The organism is Staphylococcus massiliensis CCUG 55927 (genome assembly GCF_000298075.1).
GTDB lineage: Bacteria > Bacillota > Bacilli > Staphylococcales > Staphylococcaceae > Staphylococcus > Staphylococcus massiliensis.
Window position 1 is genome coordinate 1 of sequence record NZ_AKGE01000069.1, and the last position, 20,183, is coordinate 20,183.

The 20,183-nt window shown below is 39.1% G+C and carries 17 protein-coding genes, 8 tRNA genes and 1 rRNA gene; all 26 read right to left on the reverse strand.

The features are described from left to right. Positions 1-82: 82 nt before the first annotated feature. The 26 genes from A33S_RS0100005 to pth all read right to left on the reverse strand — a co-directional run bounded on the left by A33S_RS0100005 (position 83) and on the right by pth (position 19,995). Positions 83-158, reverse strand: a tRNA-Ala gene (locus A33S_RS0100005). Positions 159-175: 17 nt separating this feature from the next. After that, positions 176-249: transfer RNA gene (locus A33S_RS0100010), tRNA-Pro, on the reverse strand. Positions 250-261: 12 nt separating this feature from the next. Then, positions 262-338 (reverse strand) — tRNA-Arg (locus tag A33S_RS0100015). A gap of 7 nt (positions 339-345) precedes the next feature. Next, positions 346-434: transfer RNA gene (locus A33S_RS0100020), tRNA-Leu, on the reverse strand. Between the two features lie 8 nt (positions 435-442). Continuing rightward, positions 443-517, reverse strand: a tRNA-Gly gene (locus A33S_RS0100025). A 15-nt stretch (positions 518-532) separates the two neighbouring features. Then, positions 533-608, reverse strand: a tRNA-Lys gene (locus tag A33S_RS0100030). A 5-nt stretch (positions 609-613) separates the two neighbouring features. Further along, positions 614-689: transfer RNA gene (locus tag A33S_RS0100035), tRNA-Thr, on the reverse strand. 10 nt (positions 690-699) lie between these two features. Further along, a tRNA-Val gene (locus A33S_RS0100040) sits at positions 700-775 on the reverse strand. 12 nt (positions 776-787) lie between these two features. Beyond that, positions 788-902: ribosomal RNA gene (gene rrf, locus A33S_RS0100045) — 5S ribosomal RNA — on the reverse strand. A gap of 313 nt (positions 903-1,215) precedes the next feature. Beyond that, a complete protein-coding gene (gene lysS / locus A33S_RS0100050) occupies positions 1,216-2,703 on the reverse strand; it encodes a lysine--tRNA ligase (RefSeq protein ID WP_009384603.1) in 1,488 nt (495 codons plus the stop codon). Between the two features lie 23 nt (positions 2,704-2,726). Then, positions 2,727-3,722 (reverse strand): tRNA dihydrouridine synthase DusB, encoded by a 996-nt coding sequence (dusB, locus tag A33S_RS0100055; protein WP_009384601.1) that lies wholly within the window; start codon positions 3,720-3,722, stop codon positions 2,727-2,729. Beyond that, entirely contained in the window at positions 3,722-4,213 is a 492-nt protein-coding gene (folK, locus tag A33S_RS0100060; RefSeq protein WP_009384600.1) for a 2-amino-4-hydroxy-6-hydroxymethyldihydropteridine diphosphokinase, read from the reverse strand. Before folK ends, dusB begins: the two co-directional genes overlap by 1 nt. Continuing rightward, complete coding sequence (folB, locus tag A33S_RS0100065) at positions 4,210-4,578, reverse strand: dihydroneopterin aldolase (RefSeq protein WP_009384599.1); 369 nt, start codon at positions 4,576-4,578, stop codon at positions 4,210-4,212. The genes folK and folB overlap by 4 nt, the downstream gene beginning before the upstream one ends. Further along, positions 4,575-5,360, reverse strand: coding sequence for a dihydropteroate synthase (gene folP / locus A33S_RS0100070; RefSeq protein WP_009384598.1), 786 nt, complete (start codon positions 5,358-5,360; stop codon positions 4,575-4,577). The genes folB and folP overlap by 4 nt, the downstream gene beginning before the upstream one ends. Positions 5,361-5,605: 245 nt before the next feature. Next, complete coding sequence (gene cysK, locus A33S_RS0100075) at positions 5,606-6,538, reverse strand: cysteine synthase A (protein ID WP_009384596.1); 933 nt, start codon at positions 6,536-6,538, stop codon at positions 5,606-5,608. A gap of 105 nt (positions 6,539-6,643) precedes the next feature. Further along, positions 6,644-7,513, reverse strand: a complete 870-nt coding sequence (gene hslO / locus A33S_RS0100080; RefSeq protein ID WP_009384594.1) for an Hsp33 family molecular chaperone HslO — start codon at positions 7,511-7,513, stop codon at positions 6,644-6,646. A 74-nt stretch (positions 7,514-7,587) separates the two neighbouring features. Continuing rightward, on the reverse strand, positions 7,588-9,681 hold the full coding sequence (gene ftsH, locus A33S_RS0100085; RefSeq protein ID WP_009384593.1) for an ATP-dependent zinc metalloprotease FtsH: 2,094 nt from the start codon (positions 9,679-9,681) through the stop codon (positions 7,588-7,590). A 116-nt stretch (positions 9,682-9,797) separates the two neighbouring features. Beyond that, positions 9,798-10,337, reverse strand: coding sequence for a hypoxanthine phosphoribosyltransferase (gene hpt / locus A33S_RS0100090; RefSeq protein WP_009384591.1), 540 nt, complete (start codon positions 10,335-10,337; stop codon positions 9,798-9,800). 1 nt (position 10,338) lies between these two features. Continuing rightward, a complete protein-coding gene (gene tilS / locus A33S_RS0100095; RefSeq protein ID WP_017176436.1) occupies positions 10,339-11,613 on the reverse strand; it encodes a tRNA lysidine(34) synthetase TilS in 1,275 nt (424 codons plus the stop codon). Between the two features lie 449 nt (positions 11,614-12,062). After that, entirely contained in the window at positions 12,063-12,449 is a 387-nt protein-coding gene (locus tag A33S_RS0100100) for a S1 domain-containing RNA-binding protein (RefSeq protein ID WP_009384587.1), read from the reverse strand. Positions 12,450-12,542: 93 nt separating this feature from the next. Continuing rightward, positions 12,543-12,938, reverse strand: a complete 396-nt coding sequence (locus tag A33S_RS0100105; protein WP_009384585.1) for an FtsB family cell division protein — start codon at positions 12,936-12,938, stop codon at positions 12,543-12,545. An 18-nt stretch (positions 12,939-12,956) separates the two neighbouring features. Then, positions 12,957-13,220 (reverse strand): RNA-binding S4 domain-containing protein, encoded by a 264-nt coding sequence (locus A33S_RS0100110; RefSeq protein WP_009384583.1) that lies wholly within the window; start codon positions 13,218-13,220, stop codon positions 12,957-12,959. After that, complete coding sequence (locus A33S_RS0100115; protein WP_009384582.1) at positions 13,217-14,401, reverse strand: MazG nucleotide pyrophosphohydrolase domain-containing protein; 1,185 nt, start codon at positions 14,399-14,401, stop codon at positions 13,217-13,219. Before A33S_RS0100115 ends, A33S_RS0100110 begins: the two co-directional genes overlap by 4 nt. Beyond that, complete coding sequence (locus A33S_RS0100120; RefSeq protein WP_009384580.1) at positions 14,398-15,927, reverse strand: polysaccharide biosynthesis protein; 1,530 nt, start codon at positions 15,925-15,927, stop codon at positions 14,398-14,400. Before A33S_RS0100120 ends, A33S_RS0100115 begins: the two co-directional genes overlap by 4 nt. Further along, the gene (gene mfd / locus A33S_RS0100125) at positions 15,914-19,426 is read right to left on the reverse strand and encodes a transcription-repair coupling factor (protein ID WP_009384578.1); all 3,513 of its coding nucleotides are present in this window, start codon (positions 19,424-19,426) and stop codon (positions 15,914-15,916) included. Before mfd ends, A33S_RS0100120 begins: the two co-directional genes overlap by 14 nt. Beyond that, a complete protein-coding gene (gene pth / locus A33S_RS0100130) occupies positions 19,423-19,995 on the reverse strand; it encodes an aminoacyl-tRNA hydrolase (protein ID WP_009384576.1) in 573 nt (190 codons plus the stop codon). Before pth ends, mfd begins: the two co-directional genes overlap by 4 nt. Positions 19,996-20,183: the final 188 nt, after the last annotated feature.

The window sequence follows — 20,183 nt, forward strand, 5'->3', positions numbered from 1 at the left end:
CGACTGACTGTCACAACAACATTTATCAAGAATTAACGTTGACATATTGTCATTCAGTTTTCAATGTTCTTATAAATAATAATGGTGGAGAATAGCGGGTTCGAACCGCTGACCTCCTGCGTGCAAAGCAGGCGCTCTCCCAGCTGAGCTAATCCCCCATTGTTTTGAAAAAGAGTCGGGAAGACAGGATTCGAACCTGCGACCCCTTGGTCCCAAACCAAGTGCTCTACCAAGCTGAGCTACTTCCCGTAAATATTAAAATGGCGCGCCCGATAGGAGTCGAACCCATAGCCTTTTGATCCGTAGTCAAACGCTCTATCCAGTTGAGCTACGGGCGCAAAATAATGGTGCCGAGGACCGGAATCGAACCGGTACGGTAATCTCTTACCGCAGGATTTTAAGTCCTGTGCGTCTGCCAGTTCCGCCACCCCGGCAAAAATAATGGAGCAGAAGACGGGATTCGAACCCGCGACCCCAACCTTGGCAAGGTTGTATTCTACCGCTGAACTACTTCTGCTCAATAATATTCAAATGGTGAGCCATAGAGGATTCGAACCTCTGACCCTCTGATTAAAAGTCAGATGCTCTACCAACTGAGCTAATGGCTCAAAGATGGTGCCGGCCAGAGGACTTGAACCCCCAACCTACTGATTACAAGTCAGTTGCTCTACCAGTTGAGCTAGGCCGGCTAGTTTTAAATGGTGGAGAATGACGGGTTCGAACCGCCGACCCCCTGCTTGTAAGGCAGATGCTCTCCCAGCTGAGCTAATTCTCCATCTATAATATTGCCTGGCAACGTCCTACTCTTGCGGAACGTAAGTCCGACTACCATCGGCGCTAAAGAACTTAACTTCTGTGTTCGGCATGGGAACAGGTGTGACCTCTTTGCTATTGTCACCAGACAATTAATTAACTTACTTTTAATATGATAACTGTTTTGTTAAGTGATTTCAATAGTTAATTTTACACTTTATTAAAGTTTTTTACGAAGTGTTTACTTAACGTTTACGTCGTTTATCGGCGACTTTTATATAGTAATAAATTTCAAGGGAAAAGTCAACATATTTACCAAACTTTTTTAAACTTTTTCGAGATAATTAAGTATAACTCTTTCAGATGTTGAATTTAATAGGCTTTTCAAAAATAAAAAAACTAGATAGTAGTGTGATGTGCTACTACCTAGTTCATGTATTCTACTGTTTACATTTAAGCAGATTACTTCTGTCTCATGTAAGGGAATAATAGAACGTCTCTGATAGATGGTGAATCAGTTAGTAACATAACTAAGCGGTCAATACCGATACCTAAACCACCTGTTGGCGGCATACCGTATTCTAATGCTTCGATAAAGTCATGATCCATTTCATGCGCTTCATCATTACCTTGTTCACGTTCAACGATTTGTGCTTCAAAACGTTCTCTTTGGTCGATAGGGTCGTTTAACTCTGTAAATGCGTTCGCATGCTCACGACCTACGATAAATAACTCGAATCTGTCTGTGAAACGAGGGTCTTCAGCGTTTTTCTTTGCTAAAGGAGAAATTTCAATTGGATGTCCGTAAATGAATGTTGGTTGAATAAGTGTTTCTTCTACTTTTTGCTCGAAGAATTCATTTAATACATGGCCGTATTTCATATGTGATTCAATTTCAATGCCATGCTCTTTAGCTAATGCTTGTGCTTCTTCATCTGTCTTAACGTCATAGAAGTTAACACCAGTCGCCTCTTTAACGGCATCTACAATGTGTAGACGTCTCCATTTAGGTTCTAGATCGATTGTTTCTTCGCCATATTGTACTTTAGTTGTGCCTAGTACTTTTTGAGCTACGTGCGCAACAAGTTCTTCCGTTAAATTCATAATGTCATCATAATCCGCATAAGCTTCATATAATTCAATCATTGTGAATTCAGGGTTGTGACGCGTAGATACACCTTCGTTACGGAATACGCGACCAATTTCATAAACTTTTTCAAGGCCACCCACAATTAAACGTTTAAGGTGTAATTCGATAGCTATACGCATGTAAAGCGTTGCATCTAAAGCGTTGTGGTGTGTAACGAATGGGCGTGCAGCAGCACCACCTGCGATTTGATGCATCATAGGCGTTTCCACTTCTAAAAAGCCCTTTTCATTAAGATAGCTACGCATTTCTTGAAGGATTTTACTTCTGTTGATGAATGTCTCAGTACTTTCTTCATTCGTGATTAAATCTAAGTAACGTTGACGGTAACGTTGTTCAATGTCTTGAAGACCGTGGAATTTATCTGGTAAAGGGCGTAATGCTTTTGATAAAAGTGTGAATGATTTCGCTTTAACAGAAATTTCACCTGTATTTGTCTTAAACATAACGCCATCGATACCTACGATGTCACCTAGATCGGCACCTTTCCAAATTTCAAACTGTTCATCGCCAACTTGGTCTTTACGTACATAAATTTGTAGTTGACCCGTTAAGTCTTTAACGTGCGCGAAACCAGCTTTACCTTTACCACGCTTAGTCATTAAACGTCCAGCAAAAGACACATGGCTTTCGTCTTCTTTTTCTTTTAACTCATCTTTTGAGAATGTATCCCATTCTGCTTTTAAATCACTTGCATATGATGAACGTTCAAAGCGCTCACCAAAAGGATCGATACCTTGTTCACGTAACTCATCTAATTTTTGACGACGGACCTGCATTTGGTCATTCATTTCTTCGGACATATTATACTCTCCTTTTTGTTTGTTTACGCTTGTTGTAGTGATGCTTTTTCCATCACTTCTTTTTGGAATGCTTGTAAAATATCTATCATTTCTTGTTCAGTCTCCGCTTGGTTCAGCGCTTTACGTGCCTTACCATTACCGCGAACACCTTTAAGGTACCATGATGCATGCTTACGCATTTCCATGACGCCTACTTTTTCACCTTTTAATTCTACTAGTCTACGTAGATGTAATAAAGCAATTTCTACTTTTTCATCTACTTGAGGTTCATCAATTAATTCACCTGTTTCAAGGTAATGTACAGTACGGTAAATCATCCAAGGATTACCAAGTGCCTCACGTCCGATCATGACAGCGTCTACACCTGTTTCTTCAAGCATCTTCTCTGCAAGTTCTGGACTTGTAACATCACCATTTCCGATAACAGGAATATTGACCGCTTCTTTAACACGACGAATGATATCCCAGTCAGCATGACCTTCATACATTTGTACGCGTGTACGACCATGAAGTGAAATCGCTGATGCACCTGCTTTTTCTGCCATTTTAGCATTTTCTACGGCATAGATATGATCTTCATCCCAACCGATACGCATCTTACATGTTACAGGTTTATCAACGCGTTCGACAACTGCTGAAACCATCTCATAGATTTTATTAGGATCAAGTAACCAACGTGCACCCGCTTCACATTTAATGATTTTTGAAACTGGGCAACCCATATTAATATCGATGATGTCAGCTGTCGTATTTTTATCGACATATTCTGCCGCTTCTACAAGCGTTTCCTTTTCACCACCGAAAATTTGTAAAGATAATGGTCGTTCATTCTCATCAATATATAGCATATTCATTGTTTTAGGGTTATTAAATAAAATTGCTTTATCACTAACCATTTCAGCACATACTAGACCTGCACCAAACTCTTTTACCGTTAATCTGAACGCAGAGTTACAAACGCCGGCCATAGGAGCTAATACAACGCGGTTATTGATTTCTACATCTCCAATTTTCCACATTATGAATGCCTTCTTTCTTCGTATTTAATTACTGTTTCATCCGGCTCGACTAAAGTTTCGATTGTTTGTTGTGACCTCGGTTCAACTAGGTGTGGTGCGATATCATTTAGTGGAATCATCACAAAAGCACGTTCTGTCATTCTCTTATGCGGAACCGATAAATCTTCAGTTTCAATGATTTCGTCACTGTATAAAAGAATATCCACATCGAGTGTTCGAGGTCCATTTTGGAACTTACGAACGCGATGGCGTTGTTGTTCAATATCTAATGCAACCTCTAAGAGCGCATGCGGTGATAAATCCGTTTCAATTTTAACGCATTGGTTTAAAAAGTCAGGTTGTTCTGTATAACCAACTGGCTTTGTCTCATAGATCGGTGATGACGCTACAACTTTAATATTGTCATTTAAGTTGAGTAAACGAATGGCTTCCTTTAGCTCTACAGTACGATCACCAATATTACTACCTAACCCTAGATATGCTTCTTTCACGATTGATTCACCCTTGTTATCTCGATTCCTACACCCTTGTAGTGACCGGGTATAGGTGGATTTTCTTTCGTAATTCTTACTCTTGTTTCCATTACACGATTATAGTGTGAATTTATTCGTTTTGCAATATGCTCAGCAAGATGCTCAAGTAAATTTACAGGCGTACCTTCCATAATTTCTTTTACATCTTCATACACATCTGCATAATTCACCGTTTCAAATACAGAATCCGACTCGCCTGCATCTTTTAAATCTAAAGTTAAATAGATATCTACTAAGAAGATTTGTCCGATTTCATTTTCAGCTTCTAAGACGCCATGATAACCGTAAAATCGCATACCTTCTAGAAAGATTTTATCATTCATGCTTCATTCTCCTTTAATTGATCCATAGCATGGCAAATATGTTTATTAAGCTTCACGTTATGCACGCGAACACCATGAACGCCCTTCATAATTCCATAAGCAGAAGTAGCTGCTGTTGTCTCATCGCGTTCATGACTGCGATTGTCGCCACCCATCAGTTCTTTAATATAGCGTTTACGACTTGTCGCAAGTAACACCTTATAACCCGTCGCTACGAGTTCATCTAATCGAGACATCACCACTTGTTCTTCCTGACGCGTCTTCGCAAAGCCAATTCCTGGATCGAGCCAAATGCGTTCAGATTTGATGCCTTGCGATTCTGCTTGATTCGCTTGTTTAAGTAATGTAACCATCATTTCATCCATAATCGGCTCTGAGCGGTTGCCATCACCATTGTGCATTAATACAATTTCGGCGTCGTATTCAGCTACTACCTTAAATATTTTAGGGTCGAACATACCTGCCCACTGATCATTTATGATTGTCGCACCTAATTCAAGCGCCTTTTTAGCAACTTCACTTCGAGACGTATCAATAGATAGCGTTACATCTAAATCCTTTAACGCTTCAACAATCGGTATAACACGGTCTAGCTCTTCTTCAAGCGGTACTGGAGTATGACCCGGTCTTGTCGACACGCCACCGATGTCGATGATATCTACACCTTCATCCATCATTTCTTTCGCACGCTTCAAAGCATTTTCAACACTATTATATTTTCCACCATCTGAGAATGAATCTGGCGTTACATTTAAGATACCCATAATTTTCGTATGTGACAACGTCATCAACCCTTTCAATACATTACTCTTAGTATAACAAAATATGTAAAGCATGTAGCATCGACCGCTTGATACTTCTCCTGAAATACATTCAGCCTCCTCTATCAGTCATACGCGTAATCATTAATTTTTTCTTCTAGGAAAAGCCCTATCGCACAGGCACCTATTTAAAGGGCTTTTCAAGAGGGAAAAGTGACATAAAAAAAGACTGAGACGTAATGTCCCAGCCCTTTGAAAGCCTAATATTAATCATCAAATGAATATAAAGGTGTTGATAGGTAACGTTCACCATTACTTGGTAATACCGTAACAACTGTTTTACCTTTACCTAGTTCTTTTGCTTTTTGGATGGCAGCGTGGATAGCAGCACCTGAAGAAATACCGCCAAGGATACCTTCTTCTTTAGCTACACGACGTGACATTTCCATAGCAGTCTCGTTACCTACTTTGATAACTTCGCTATAAATTTCAGTGTTTAGTGTACCTGGTATGAATCCAGCACCTAGACCTTGTAATTTATGAGGACCTGGTTCGCCACCACTTAATACTGGAGAATCTTCTGGTTCAATCGCAACAATATCAATGTCAGGATACTTTTCTTTAAGGACTTTACCTGCACCAGATAAAGTACCACCAGTACCAACACCAGCTAAGAATGCATCAATTGTTTTACCTTCGAATTGTTCTACAAGCTCTGGACCAGTTGTTAATTCGTGAACGCGTGGGTTAGCTTGGTTTTCGAATTGTTGTGGTTGGAAATAACCGTGTTCTTCACTAAGTTCTTTCGCTTTCTCGATTGCGCCTTTCATTGCTTTAGCACCTGGCGTTAGTATAAGTTCTGCACCGTAAGCTTTTAATAAGTTACGACGCTCTTGACTCATTGTATCAGGCATTGTGAATACAGCGTTATAACCTTTAGCTGCACATACGAATGCAAGACCGATACCTGTATTACCACTTGTTGGTTCTACAATTGTGTCGCCTGGCTTAATTTTGCCGTCTTTCTCAGCTTGTTCAATCATAGCTAATGCGATTCTGTCTTTAACTGAGCCACCTGGATTTTGATATTCTAATTTAACATAAATATCTGCGGCATCTTCGTCTACTACATTGTTTAACTTAACTACAGGTGTTTCACCAATGATTTCTGTAATATTGTTTACCGGTTTTTTGACCATATTGATTACCCCTTTTCATTTAAAACTTAGTCGTCTTATCGGATATAAATTAATCATATCAAAAAACTGAATATTTAAAAAGTAATTAGGCTCTATTGCTCTAATTTAAATTAAGGCACGTAACTCTGCTTCGCTATATTGAAACTTCGAACGACAGAAATGACATTCTGCTTCGGCACCGTGATCATCTTCTATCATTTGCTTAATTTCTGCTTCGCCAAGGCCTTTAATGGCATTTAAAAACTTATCGTGGCCACAATTACATGTGAACGAGGCATCGATTGTTTCTAGAATGTCTACTTCTTCTTCACCTAGAATGTGATAAAGCAATTCTTCTGCTGAAACGCCTTCGTCGATAAGCTTTGAAACTGGCGTCATATTCGTGATGGCCTTTTCAAGTTTGGTAATCGTTTCATCGTCCGCACCTGGCATGACTTGGATGATAAAGCCACCCGACGCTTTGATGGAATTATCTGGGTTAACGAGTACCCCAAGACCCACTGAAGATGGTACTTGTTCACTCTTTGCATGGTAATACGTAAAGTCTTCACCAAGCTCACCTGAAATAATTGGGCTTGAACCTGTAAAGTAGTCTTTCATGCCGACATCTTTAACAACACGAAGTGAACCGTCAGTACCTACTGCACGGCGTACGTCTAATTTTCCTTGATCATTTAATGGGAAATGTGTTTGTGGATGATCAACATAGCCTCGTACATCACCTTTAGCATTCGCGTCAGCAATAATACGTCCAATTGGGCCGCCGCCTTCAACCGTTACAGTTAATTTTTGTTCACCTTTTAACATCGCACCCATCATGAGCGTTGCAGTCATTGTACGACCAAGCGCAGCTGAAGCAGTTGGCCACGTGTAATGTCTTTGTTGTGCTTCTTGCACGGAATTTGTGGTTAATGCACTATAGGCACGGATTTTACCATCATAAGCTAATGCTTTAACGATATAGTCTTGAGTCATAACTCATTTTCTCTCCTTTAAAAAAGTCTCTTTCTGTTATCTTGTATGATATCAGAAAGAGACTAAATACAATATTATTTAAAACGATTTGGATCTTCGTCGTCGCGGTTAGGACGATGATCGTCATCATAGTTAGATGTGCGATCGTCATCATAACGATTGTTATCGTCAGCTGCACGACGGTCACGTTCATCTCTAGAACGTTGACTTTCATGCGCACGATCCATCATTTCATCTTGTTCACGACGAATTTCGTCATATGATTTACCGTATTTACCAGAATCGTAGTCATCATCACGTGATTCAGGTACTTCTGCTTCATCGTAATTAACTTCTGGTAAATGACCATCATGGAATAATGAACGAATTTGTTCTCTGACTAATGTTTCTTCAGTCAGTAGTGTTTTCGCGATTAATTCAAGTTGTGATTGATGTTCAAGTAAGATTTCTTTACAACGTTCGTATTGTTCTTTAACGATACGTTGAACTTCTTTATCAATCTCATAAGCGATTTGACCAGAATATTCTGGTTCACCTGACATGTCTTTTCCTAAGAAGACTTGGCCGCCGCCTTTATTAGAGAATTGAAGTGGACCTAGTTTCTTACTCATACCGTACTCGGTAACCATTTGACGTGCAATTTGTGTCGCACGTTCGAAGTCGTTTGAAGCACCTGTTGAAACTTCGTTAAACATGATGTCTTCGGCAACACGACCACCGAGTAAACCACAAATTTTATCGAGTAATTCTGGTTCAGTCATTAAGAAACGGTCTTGTTTAGGTAACATCATCGCGTAACCACCAGCTTGTCCACGTGGCACAATTGTAACTTTGTGTACCACTTCTGCTTCGTCAAGTACCATACCAATAATTGTATGACCTGACTCGTGGTGCGCAACGATATTTCGTTCTTTGTCTGAAATAACACGTGATTTCTTAGCTGGACCTGCGATAACGCGGTCTGTTGCTTCTTCGATATCACGCATATCAATTTTCTTCTTACCGCCACGAACTGCAATTAATGATGCTTCGTTCAGTAAGTTTTCTAAATCGGCACCTGAGAAACCAGGTGTACGTTGAGAAATTGCTTTTAAATCAACTGTTTCATCAAGTGGTTTGTTACGCGCGTGAACGTGAAGAATTGCTTCACGACCTTTAACATCTGGACGACCAACTTGAATTTGTCTATCGAAACGTCCTGGACGTAGTAACGCTGGGTCTAAGATATCTGGACGGTTTGTAGCAGCAATCATAATGATACCTTCGTTCTCACCGAAACCATCCATTTCAACGAGTAATTGGTTAAGCGTTTGTTCACGTTCATCGTGACCGCCACCAACACCTGCACCACGTTGACGACCAACTGCGTCAATCTCATCGATGAAGATGATACAAGGTGCATTTTTCTTCGCATTTTCGAATAAATCACGTACACGAGATGCACCAACACCAACGAACATCTCAACGAAATCAGAACCACTGATTGAGAAGAACGGTGCACCCGCTTCACCCGCTACGGCACGAGCTAATAATGTTTTACCTGTACCTGGAGGACCTACTAATAAGACACCTTTCGGAATTCGTGAACCCATTTGCTTGAATTTACGATTGTCTTTAAGGAAGTCAACAACTTCAATCAGTTCTTGTTTTTCCTCATCTGCACCAGCTACATCTTTGAAACGAACGCGACGTTTTTGTTTGTCATACATTTTGGCTTTAGATTTACCAAAATTCATCATGCGACCGCCACCGCCGCCACCTTGTGCTTGACTAATGAAGAAAATAAATAAGAGCGCGATAACTATAACCGGAATTAAGGTCGATAGTATGCTCACAAATACGCTTTGTTTTTCTTCTTCTTTAACATTAAAATCGAGTTTCTTTTGATCACGTGCTGTATCTGTGACTTTTTCTAATTCTTTCTGATTGTTAAATAAAATGGCTGATGAATATTCTTCGCCGTCTTTCATCTCGCCCTCTACCATATATACATTTTGCTCTGGTTGAATGGTTAAGGATTTTAATTCACCTTTGTCTAACTTCTTCATAAATTGCTCATAAGAAAGTTGCTTTGGCATGTTGCCATTACCATTTAACCAGGAGAACAATCCGAATATGATAACGCCTATAATTGCAATAAACAGCACATTACGAAAAGCTTTCTGCATGCGACGTTTCCTCCTACTTGAATAATAAAACTAACAAAAATTGTAACACAAAATAGAATTTATTGGCTAGTATTTCAACTTTACATACATTTTAAAATAAATACGAAATTTACCCTTTATTTAGAGTAGATTTCAGGCTTTAATGTACCGATATAAGGTAAGTTTCGGTATAGCTCACCATAATCGAGACCATAGCCTACAACGAATTCGTCTGGAATCTTTTTACCAACATATTTCGCTTCGATATTTGCTTTACGACGATTAGGTTTATCGAGTAATGTAACAATCTCAAGTGAGTTCACGCCTCTAGATTTTAAAAGGTTCGTAATGGATTTAAGCGTCGTACCTGTTTCTAAAATATCTTCAATAATTAAGATATCTTTGTTTTCGATAGATGTGCTTAAATCTTTTAAGATTTGAACTTCACCAGTAGATTCGGTACCGCCGTGGTAGCTTGAAACGTCCATGAAGTCAATAGATAAATGCGTATCGATATGTTTGATTAAATCCGCCATAAACATGACAGAGCCTTTTAAGATACCTACGCATAATAAAGGTTTACCATTATAATCTTCTGTAATGGTTTTACCTAAATCTTCACAAATCGCTTTAATATCCGCTTCTGTTAGTAAAATTTCCTTTAAATCGTCTTTCATTTTATTTTTCAGCTCCTAATTTTCTAATATCAAGCAAATTTCTCAAGTCTTTATGTAGATATAAATTACCCACAAGTACGATCTGGTGCTTGTGATCGCTTACAATCGGCATCGACGCGCGCAAATGGGTCGGAATTTTATAATCAATCATGAGACGGGTTACTTTTTTATGTTTACCATCGTGAATTTGAACTTTGTCTCCTGTACGACGCGTACGAATCGTAAAAGGAAACATGGCATCCGGCATGTTTTGATCAAACATGATACGATACCCACCGAAATCATATTCACCATGATGTTTCACAATTAGAACGTCATCCTCATTTGAAAATGTCGTCGTAATAACAAATTTATCATAAGATATTTGAATTATCCATTCATCTGTAGTGTGAAGCCTAATTTGTGAAACAGATGTCTCTAGTTGGTGAAACCATTCGTGATAGGCCTTTTCAGAAAAGGACAAACCTGTCTCTAAATCGTGTAAAAGTGTATCAAGAATGTGCATCTTAATATATGAATCTAAATCGCTAAATGCTTGTCTTGGCATCTCTATATCTTGGGCCTTGAAAGTTACGCTTTCGTCTATAAAACGACGAGCCTCTTGGTGTATGATGGCACGTTGGTGTTCGTGAAAGTCGTGCAATTTCAAGAGATGTGAAGGCGACAACATAGGATTGGATTCGATTTCTGGTAAAATGCGGTTCCTGATATCGTTACGTACGTATTGATTAGAGGCATTTGAGGCATCTTCGTAAAAAGGGACCTTGTATCGTGCTTGGTAACGTTTAAGGGCGTCCTTTCTCGTATGAAGCAAGGGACGACTGATATGATAGCCATGTTTAGGGATAAGTTGCTTGATACCTAAGCTACTACGCGTACTGCGCCCAGTCATTAAGCGATAAAAAATCGTTTCAATTTGGTCGTCTTCATGATGGGCAGTTAATAAGAAATCTGCGTTTAAGTCACGCATCATATCATCAAACCAAGCATAACGCGCTTCCCTTGCGATATGTTGGATGCTATTTCCTTGTTCAACCACGTCATTTAAATCTAACTGATGTGTATAGAGTGGTACGTGATGTTTCTCGCAAAAGGCCTTTAAAAAGGAAGCTTCCTCATGAGATGCTTCACGCACGCCGTGATTGACGTGTAAACACGTAAGTGTGTGGTAGGTGTTTCGATATGATGTCAATAATTGATGTAATAACACCATACTATCAATGCCAGTAGACACAGCAACTACAATATGATGGTTGTGATTCCATTGTACATCCATATCTTCACCTCATAAAAAATAAGGAGTGTTCATGACGACACCCCAGTAGATTGACGTTTAATTCCATTCATTTATATTTACATCATGACGCTATATAATGAAGCACCTTTCAAGGTACTTATACGCTAAGATACTGATACTGTGCGCTCGATTAGATGCCGAGCACGTTGATTACTTCTTTGAAACAAGTGACATTGCGCGCACATAAGGCACGAGGTTTCAACAAAATACGTACCTTACGGATACGAACGTCTCACTTACAACACGATTATATCCGTAAGAAAAAAATCGGTCAAGATTCAAATATATGAAATCTCGACCGATTCATTGCAGGTTTATCGCGTGGTTTCACATCTTTATCTCGTGAAATCGGGTCACGTCATAAATATTGAAAATTTAACGAACATTGGGTTTAACCACGCTTGTATGTTATTGATTATAAGACCGAATTAGCGTCTAGAACCACGGCCTCCACGTCTTGACTCAGTTTGACGCTTGATAGAAGTAAGTTTATCTTCACTATCTTTTAAGAAGTTAGATAGTTTCTTTTCAAAGTCTTCTGGTTTTTGGCTTGGTTTTTGTTGTTGCGATCTACGTGGACGCGCTTTAGCCTTTTTAATAGAAAGACTTATCTTACCATCATCCGCAATGGTCAATACTTTGACTTCTACTTCATCTCCAACTGAAAGATGATCTTCAACATTTTCTACATAATTATCAGCAACTTCACTGATATGTACTAAACCGCTTTTACCTTCAGGTAATTCCACGAACGCACCAAACTTTTTGATACCAGTGACTTTACCTTTAAGCTTACTTCCTACTTCAATTGACATATTATAAATAAATCCTCCCGATTTGTTTCAGTTTTAACTCTATTATATGCTTGTTTAATCAATTTAACAATGCTATTTTACATTTTGATTGGACTATTCTTTTGAATCTTGTGACTGATCTTTATTCTTTTCATCTTTTGGTAATCTAAATATGATTTCGCCATCATTGCTTAGTGAGTAGTCGTCGCGCGCGACTTTTTCGACATAGTTTTTATCATTTAAGTTATGCAACTTTTCTTTAAGTGTAATCTCTTGTTCTTGTAGCTTCTTATATTCCTCTTCCTTTTTAACACGTTCATCCGACAAATGATTGTTATGATTAATTTGGTTAAATACCATAAATCCTAAAAAGATAAGAAATAGTAATAAAATGCCACCAAATAATGCGATACGCTTTTTAATAATGGCTCTGCGTTTATTTTTAGATATCTTACGTTTATCTTCTGTCTTCGTGTATTGATTACCAATGTTTCTAACTTTTCTAGCCAAAGATTGTCACCATCCTCTTTACATTTCTGACACGCGCGCTTCTTTTAGTAATTCAAACATGCCTTTTGCATTCTCTTTAGATGCATGTTCATTTAAACCAGTGACTTTAACTGTAATTTCTTTTTGACCAAAACGAATGACTAATGTGTCATCGATTTTGACATCTGTGCCTGCTTTTGCAACATTGCCGTTTACGGTTACACGACCTTGATCGCTTATTTCTTTAGCAAGCGTACGACGTTTAACAAGTCGTGCTACCTTTAAATATTTGTCGAGTCTCATGATGTATGACCTCCTTGTTCTAAGTAACGTTTTAGCGATGCTTCTGTATAATCCTTATTTTTGATTCCATCATACATTTCAAGAAAGTGCGTCGCAAATACTTTCTCAAATTTTACGCGAGATGGCTTACCTTCTTGTAGTTTACGTTCACGCCAAATAGCATTGACGTCTTCTACACTATCAGCTGACTTATCACCAAATATATGAGGATGACGCGCTATCATTTTCTCAGTAATCGCACCGACAACTTCACGTACATCGAAGTAACCATCCTTTTTACCAATACTTGCATGTAACATCACTTGTAAAAGCACATCGCCAAGTTCTTCAATCATATGATGGTCATCTTCATTATCGATTGCTTCAAATAACTCGAAAGTTTCTTCTAATAAGTAGCGTTTTAAAGTGTCATGCGTCTGAACTTTATCCCATGGACATCCTTTTTCATCATCAACGAGTAAATCAATCACCGCTTCTAAATATGAAAATTCTCCAACAAAATCTTGTTCTTCAGTGACCTTTGGAATGAAAACACTCGTTAAATTATTGTAGTGCGCATAATGATCAAGTTCATAAAGCGGGCACGAAATCGCTTGTTGATGATCTGCACGTGCACCATCAATGATTTGAATGTCATAATCATCTGGATAGCGCTCCATTAGCGTCAGTTTGATATCTGAAGCAACCATACTGCTATATACTTGTGTAATTAAAGTATGCGTCATTAAGTGACATTGATTTGGCGTAAGTGACGTACCATCAAGCAATGTAAATCCTTCTGTAGGATCGATATTTACCGAACTAAAGATATCGTCGATAAAACTTTTACCTCCGTAGATCTCAACGTTTACACCTTTGTCCTGACTGCGCGCTAATAATAATGTTGTCGTTGTCTCAAGCACGCGTGGGTGCCCTGGAACGGCATACGTCACGTCATGGTCTTTTGCTTCAGTGAAAAGCCCTTCAACGATGGCTTCGTATACACTTTCGAAATCATCATGCGCTTCATAAATGTCATCAAAGCTTTCAAACGTAATCTCATCCTTCAAGTCATGTATCACAGGATGATCGAGTGTTCGCGCATACACGGTGTCTTGTTGTTGAAGGAAACGATAAACACCCAGTGGAAGTTCATCGATTCCATAGTTTCCTAAACCTACAATTGTAATTGTATGACTCATGTGTGACGTCCTTTCATTAAACGAGCTAATTTATCGCCATAAGGCAAGTATTGAAGTTCATCGTCCTTTAAAATACGAAGTTTTCCGATACATATCACTAATAGTATAACACCGAATAGCGCGACAATACATAATTCTACTAACCCGAAACCGCGACTCGCACTTGGTATGAGCCATAGTAGAAGTTGAACACCTAACGTCATGATCGCGACTGATACCAATAACTTGAAGATAAATTGTCGCATATCCGTTAGTTTGTAACGGCGTTTAACTTTTATGTGTAAGATGGTCGCAAAGACGATGAGGGATAGCACCGTACTGATACTCGTACCGAGAATTGAAAACGTTGTAATCATAACTAAATTGAGAATGATTTTAGTGATTATCCCGATGGTCATTGCGATTAAGATAAAGCGTGTCTCTTCAATCGTTTGAAGTAATGCGAAGTCCATCATAATAAGCGAGACGCAGATAACCGTTAACATGTATATCGTAAGTGTGAGCGTTAAGACATCACTTTTGAAAAAGACATGATTCAATAACGGTAAGACATTCATTAGTCCAACACATGCTGCTACACTGATGACAATAGTGATTTTGAGTGACACGTTCGCATAATAATTCATTTCTGTGTGCTGTCTTTCAGCTATTGCTTTAGTGAGTAGCGGTATTAATACAAAGCAAAATGTTGTCGTCACGATTAAGCCCATTTGTATAAGTGAGGCACCTCTGTCAAAAATACCTTTCTGTTTAATCGCTTCTTCAAATGATACGCCTGTAGCCTTTAATAGATTAATTACCGTAAAGCTATCGATAAATTGCCACAGTATTAAAATTAAATGACTGAGCGCAAAGATTAATGCACTCATCAGAAGTTGTTTCCAATGTATATCTGTATGCTTGAAATCAAGCTTAAGCTTAAAGTCCTTTTTCCAAAGTAAATAAATTAGTGCGAAGATAAAGCCGATTGATGAGGCTAAGATCGCGATGGTGCCCGCTTGATATATGGATAGTGACATTTGCGTAAAGAGCAGGATTGCGATGAGTATCGTGCCCACTCTGAACAATTGTTCAATCACTTGAGAGATGGCGGGTTCGTTCATGCGATGACGCATTTGGAAGTAGGCTCGGCACACGGATAGCCCGGCTACACCAAGCGCTGCAAGACTTGAGACGCGAATCATAGGTGTTAAGCCTGCATCACCCATCAACATCGCTAAGATAGGCGCCATGACAAAGATGAATATCGCGATGATGACGCCAATGATTTGGAAACTTGAAAATAAGTGATTAAAGTTTTGTGTACGCTGCTTTGAACCCATTGTTTGTGTGATGGCGCTAGGAAGTGCGTTTGTTGCGAGTACCACACATATCGCGATGATAGGATAAACCTGTTGGTAGGCATATAGTCCCTCATCACCTAGTATGTTCTGGTAAGGGATACGGTATATCGCACTGAGCACCTTTACGACAACGAGCGCGATGGAAAGTATGATGACGCCGTTAAAAGCGCTATGCGTCTTCATCAGGGATCGCCATACTTTCTTCAATCGTCTTCACGACGAACTTCAATTGGTCAAGCCATTGCTTAGATTTCTTAAGCGTTACTTGCATCTTATTCTCTTTAACGCCGACTTTCATTTGGCGCCCTAGGGCAACTGTTTCTTTGAATAATTGTTCACCATTGATGTCTTGTGTGCCCTTTTCAGAAAGTGTGATTTCTATGGATTTGTTCTTATCTGAAATCGTTAAGACGCCTGAATGAACCGCATGAATTTTAATTTCGACAGAATCTAGTAAGCGTTCAACTTCGACAGGGTATTCGCCGAAACGGTCGATTAACTCGTCTTTAACGTCACGTAGTTGCTCGATACTTTCAAGCGTACGTAGCTTCTTGTAAATTTCAATTTTAGCTTGTTCATTTTTAATGTAAGAACCAGGCAGATATGCATCTAGATTTAAGTTCATTTCGATATCAGGTGTTTCTTCAACTTCTTTAATACCACGTTTCTCATTAACTGCTTCTTCTAACATTTGAGAATATAAGTCGAAACCGACTGAATCGATAAAGCCGTGCTGTTGTTTACCGAGTAAATTACCGGCACCACGGATGTTTAAGTCGCGCATGGCTATCTTAAAGCCACTACCAAGTTCAGTGAATTCTTTGATGGCTTGTAAACGTTCCTCTGCAGTCTCAGATAGGACTTTGTTTTGTGGATGTAGAAAATAAGCATAGCCAATACGACTTGAACGACCGACACGACCGCGCAATTGATATAACTGACTAAGACCAAAGCGGTCCGCTTCTTCGATAATCAGCGTGTTCGCGTTTGGTACATCGACACCTGTTTCGATAATCGTTGTCGTCACGAGAATATCGTAGTCCCCGTTAATAAAATCTAACATCGTTTCTTCTAAATCGCGCTCAGTCATTTGACCATGTGCGACGCCGATAGACGCATCCGGAACAAGCATTTGAAGTTGTTCGCGCTTTTCATATATCGATTGAACGCGGTTGTATAAATAGAAAACTTGTCCGTCTCGAGATAACTCTCTTAGAAGCGCTTCTTTAATAAAGTTAGCGTTTTGTTCAAGCACATACGTTTGAACTGGGAAGCGGTTCTCTGGTGGTGTTTCGATTACGGATAAATCACGTACACCAAGCATACTCATATGCAGTGTTCTAGGAATAGGAGTCGCCGTTAACGTCAGCACATCGACATTCGCTTTTAACGCTTTAATCTTCTCCTTATGACGTACACCAAAGCGTTGTTCTTCATCGACAATTAATAAACCTAAGTCCTTATATTGAACGGACTTACCAAGTAATTTATGCGTACCTACGACAATATCGACCTTACCTGACTTAAGACCCTCTTTCGTTTGGTTAACCTCTTTCGTCGTTCTAAATCGACTCATCAATTCAATATCAATCGGATAGTCTGACATACGTTCGATTAACGTTTCATAGTGCTGTTGCGCAAGAATGGTTGTCGGCACTAGGAAAGCAACTTGTTTACCTTCCATCACAGCTTTAAACGCTGCTCTGACCGCAACTTCCGTCTTACCATAACCTACGTCACCACAAAGTAAGCGGTCCATAGGTTTATTCACTTCCATGTCACCTTTAATTTCCGATATCGACTTATCTTGGTCAGGCGTTAATTCGTAAGGGAAATCCATTTCAAACGTTTGTTGTTCCTCAGTATCGGGACCAAACTGATAACCAACAGATTGTTCACGTTCTTTATAAATTTCAAGTAGTTCATCCGCAATATCTTCAATCGAACTTTGCGCTTTAGCCTTGGTTTTCTTCCATTCAGAACCACCAAGTTTATATAACTTAGGCGTCTTATCCTCAGATCCGACGTACTTTTGAACTTGCTCCATTTGATCAACTGGAACAAATAGTTGGTCTGTGCCTTTATACTGAATCTTAATGTAATCACGATGCACATCGCCAACTTCAAGCGTTTCCACACCTAAGTAACGTCCGACACCGTGATGCACATGAACAACATAGTCGCCTACTTTTAAATCTTGATATGATTTTATTTTTTCAGCGTTCGACATCGTTTTATGACGTTTTTTGCGCTTTTTCTGCTTCGATTTGAAAAGCTCTCGCTCAGTAACAACGACGAGATGCATGTATGGTAACTCGAAACCTTCAGACAAACTACCTTCAGTTATAATCGCATGTCCTTCCGACATCATTTCAGCTGTCGTGTCCTTTAAAGTAGGAATATGCATTTCACTTAACATAGATTGAATACGTTCTTGTTTCGTCTTCGTTTCAGCTAAGACAACCACACGATAATCTTGTTGTATGAAGCGATTAAACTCAGAGTTTAAAATGTCATACTGACCGTAGAATTGTTGAACGGGCTTACAAGAGAATTTAATTGTATCTTCTAATTTTACAGACATCGATGCCGTAAATAATGTAAAGTAGCTGATTTTACGCGACTTCACAAAGCGGTTTAACGCGTCATCGTCTGTAAACGTCTGTCCGATAAACCCTTTACCACTTTCGATTAAATTCTGCATAAATTCTTCATTTTCAACAGCGAGCGTAGATTCTGTTTCTTTAACACGATTATACTCATCTACCACGCATAAAGCATCGTCAGACAAGTAGTCCATGATTGTGGCCTTTTCCGCATACATAAACGAAATTAAGCGACGTAACACTTGATGATCAAACATGGTAGACTGTGCGAGCAGTAACGACTCATACGTTTCTTTAATATCGTTGCGGACCGATTTGTCTATTTTAGGCCTTGTCTCTTGATAGGCCTTTTCAAGACGTGGTTTCACACGTTTCAGTTCTTCATCACGAATGACTAAATCTGTTGCTGTAGTAATTTCAACCGATTCTAAATTCTCGCTTGAACGTTGAGATTCAACATCAATTTGGCGAATGGAATCGACTTCTGTATCAAATAATTCAATACGAACTGGGCTACCGATTAACGGATAAATATCGATAATGCCCCCTCTTAACGAGAACTCACCAATGTGAGAAACAACACTTTCACGTTTATATCCCATTGCGACAAGCTTTTCTAAAAAGCCATCTAAGTCGATATCGTCACCAATATTCAATTGGATTTGATGCGCAGCCCAAATGTCTCTTGGCGTGATTAATTTATTAAGGCCGTTTAACGGCACAACAAATAACCCTTTTTGATGTTTGGTTAATGCCGTAAGCGTGCGGACACGTTCACTCATCAGTTCAGGGCTTTGCGTTGAGAATTCTTCTGTCATGATGTCTTGAACAGGGTATTTAAATAATTCCTCGTCATCGACATATTGTAATAAATCCGCTTCAAGCTTATCTGCTTGGTACAAATTATTCGTAACCACAACCATTTGTTTATCATCAGATAAATACTTTTCAGCGATGATTGTTGCTTTAGCTGCAGGCGTTAAACCTGTGATTAAAAGATTCTCTCTTCCTAACTTTTCATTGAGTTCATTAAAGCGTTTATCGTTCGTTATAATCTCTTTAATTATTGATTTCACTTTACCTCACCATTATAGTTATTCATTACGTGATCGAATCGTGACGTCTCTATAAATGTTTCTACGGCGCGAGCTGAATGTTCAATCACTTTATCCATCGTCTTCATTTCGTCACTTGAGAATTTTTGTAGTACGTAATCCGGTACACTCATACCATTAGTTGGGCGACCGATACCAATTCTTACACGCTTGAATTCATTCGTTCCAAGGTGTTGAATTAACGATTTCATACCGTTGTGACCGCCTGCACTACCCTTTTGACGTAGTCTAATTTGACCTTGTTCTAAGTCCATATCGTCATAGAGTACCAGTAAATCTTCAACTTCAACACCATAATAATCCATGAGCGGACCTACCGCTTCACCAGATAAATTCATGAGCGTCATTGGCTCTATAAGCATCACTTTTTCATCGCCCATACGTTCAATCGTATAAGCACCTCTAAATTTTTGTTTATCAAGATTAAAGTTATGACGTTCTAATAACCAGTCAATCACTTCAAATCCAATATTATGACGTGTTAAGTCATATTTCTTTCCAATATTACCTAGACCAACAATACACTTCATTTAAATACCCTCCTGATTTGGTGGTTATGTATCTTTATTTAAAATGAATTTATATTTAGTAATGATTTTTCATTTCGTTCATCTATGTGTTATGGGCGAATGATGGCACAACTTTTTGGCTGTGAGATGACTTTGATCGTCTACGATTGTGATGAAGCATGGATGTATAAACGTGAGTGGTTGAGTTC

Coding starts and splice junctions, on each gene's coding strand:
- lysS (WP_009384603.1), bottom strand. CDS start 2,703: ATGTCCGAAGAAATGAATGACCAAATGCAGGTCCGTCGTCAAAAATTA.
- dusB (WP_009384601.1), bottom strand. CDS start 3,722: ATGTGGAAAATTGGAGATGTAGAAATCAATAACCGCGTTGTATTAGCT.
- folB (WP_009384599.1), bottom strand. CDS start 4,578: ATGAATGATAAAATCTTTCTAGAAGGTATGCGATTTTACGGTTATCAT.
- cysK (WP_009384596.1), bottom strand. CDS start 6,538: ATGGTCAAAAAACCGGTAAACAATATTACAGAAATCATTGGTGAAACA.
- hslO (WP_009384594.1), bottom strand. CDS start 7,513: ATGACTCAAGACTATATCGTTAAAGCATTAGCTTATGATGGTAAAATC.
- ftsH (WP_009384593.1), bottom strand. CDS start 9,681: ATGCAGAAAGCTTTTCGTAATGTGCTGTTTATTGCAATTATAGGCGTT.
- hpt (WP_009384591.1), bottom strand. CDS start 10,337: ATGAAAGACGATTTAAAGGAAATTTTACTAACAGAAGCGGATATTAAA.
- tilS (WP_017176436.1), bottom strand. CDS start 11,613: ATGGATGTACAATGGAATCACAACCATCATATTGTAGTTGCTGTGTCT.
- A33S_RS0100100 (WP_009384587.1), bottom strand. CDS start 12,449: ATGTCAATTGAAGTAGGAAGTAAGCTTAAAGGTAAAGTCACTGGTATC.
- A33S_RS0100110 (WP_009384583.1), bottom strand. CDS start 13,220: ATGAGACTCGACAAATATTTAAAGGTAGCACGACTTGTTAAACGTCGT.
- A33S_RS0100115 (WP_009384582.1), bottom strand. CDS start 14,401: ATGAGTCATACAATTACAATTGTAGGTTTAGGAAACTATGGAATCGAT.
- A33S_RS0100120 (WP_009384580.1), bottom strand. CDS start 15,927: ATGAAGACGCATAGCGCTTTTAACGGCGTCATCATACTTTCCATCGCG.
- pth (WP_009384576.1), bottom strand. CDS start 19,995: ATGAAGTGTATTGTTGGTCTAGGTAATATTGGAAAGAAATATGACTTA.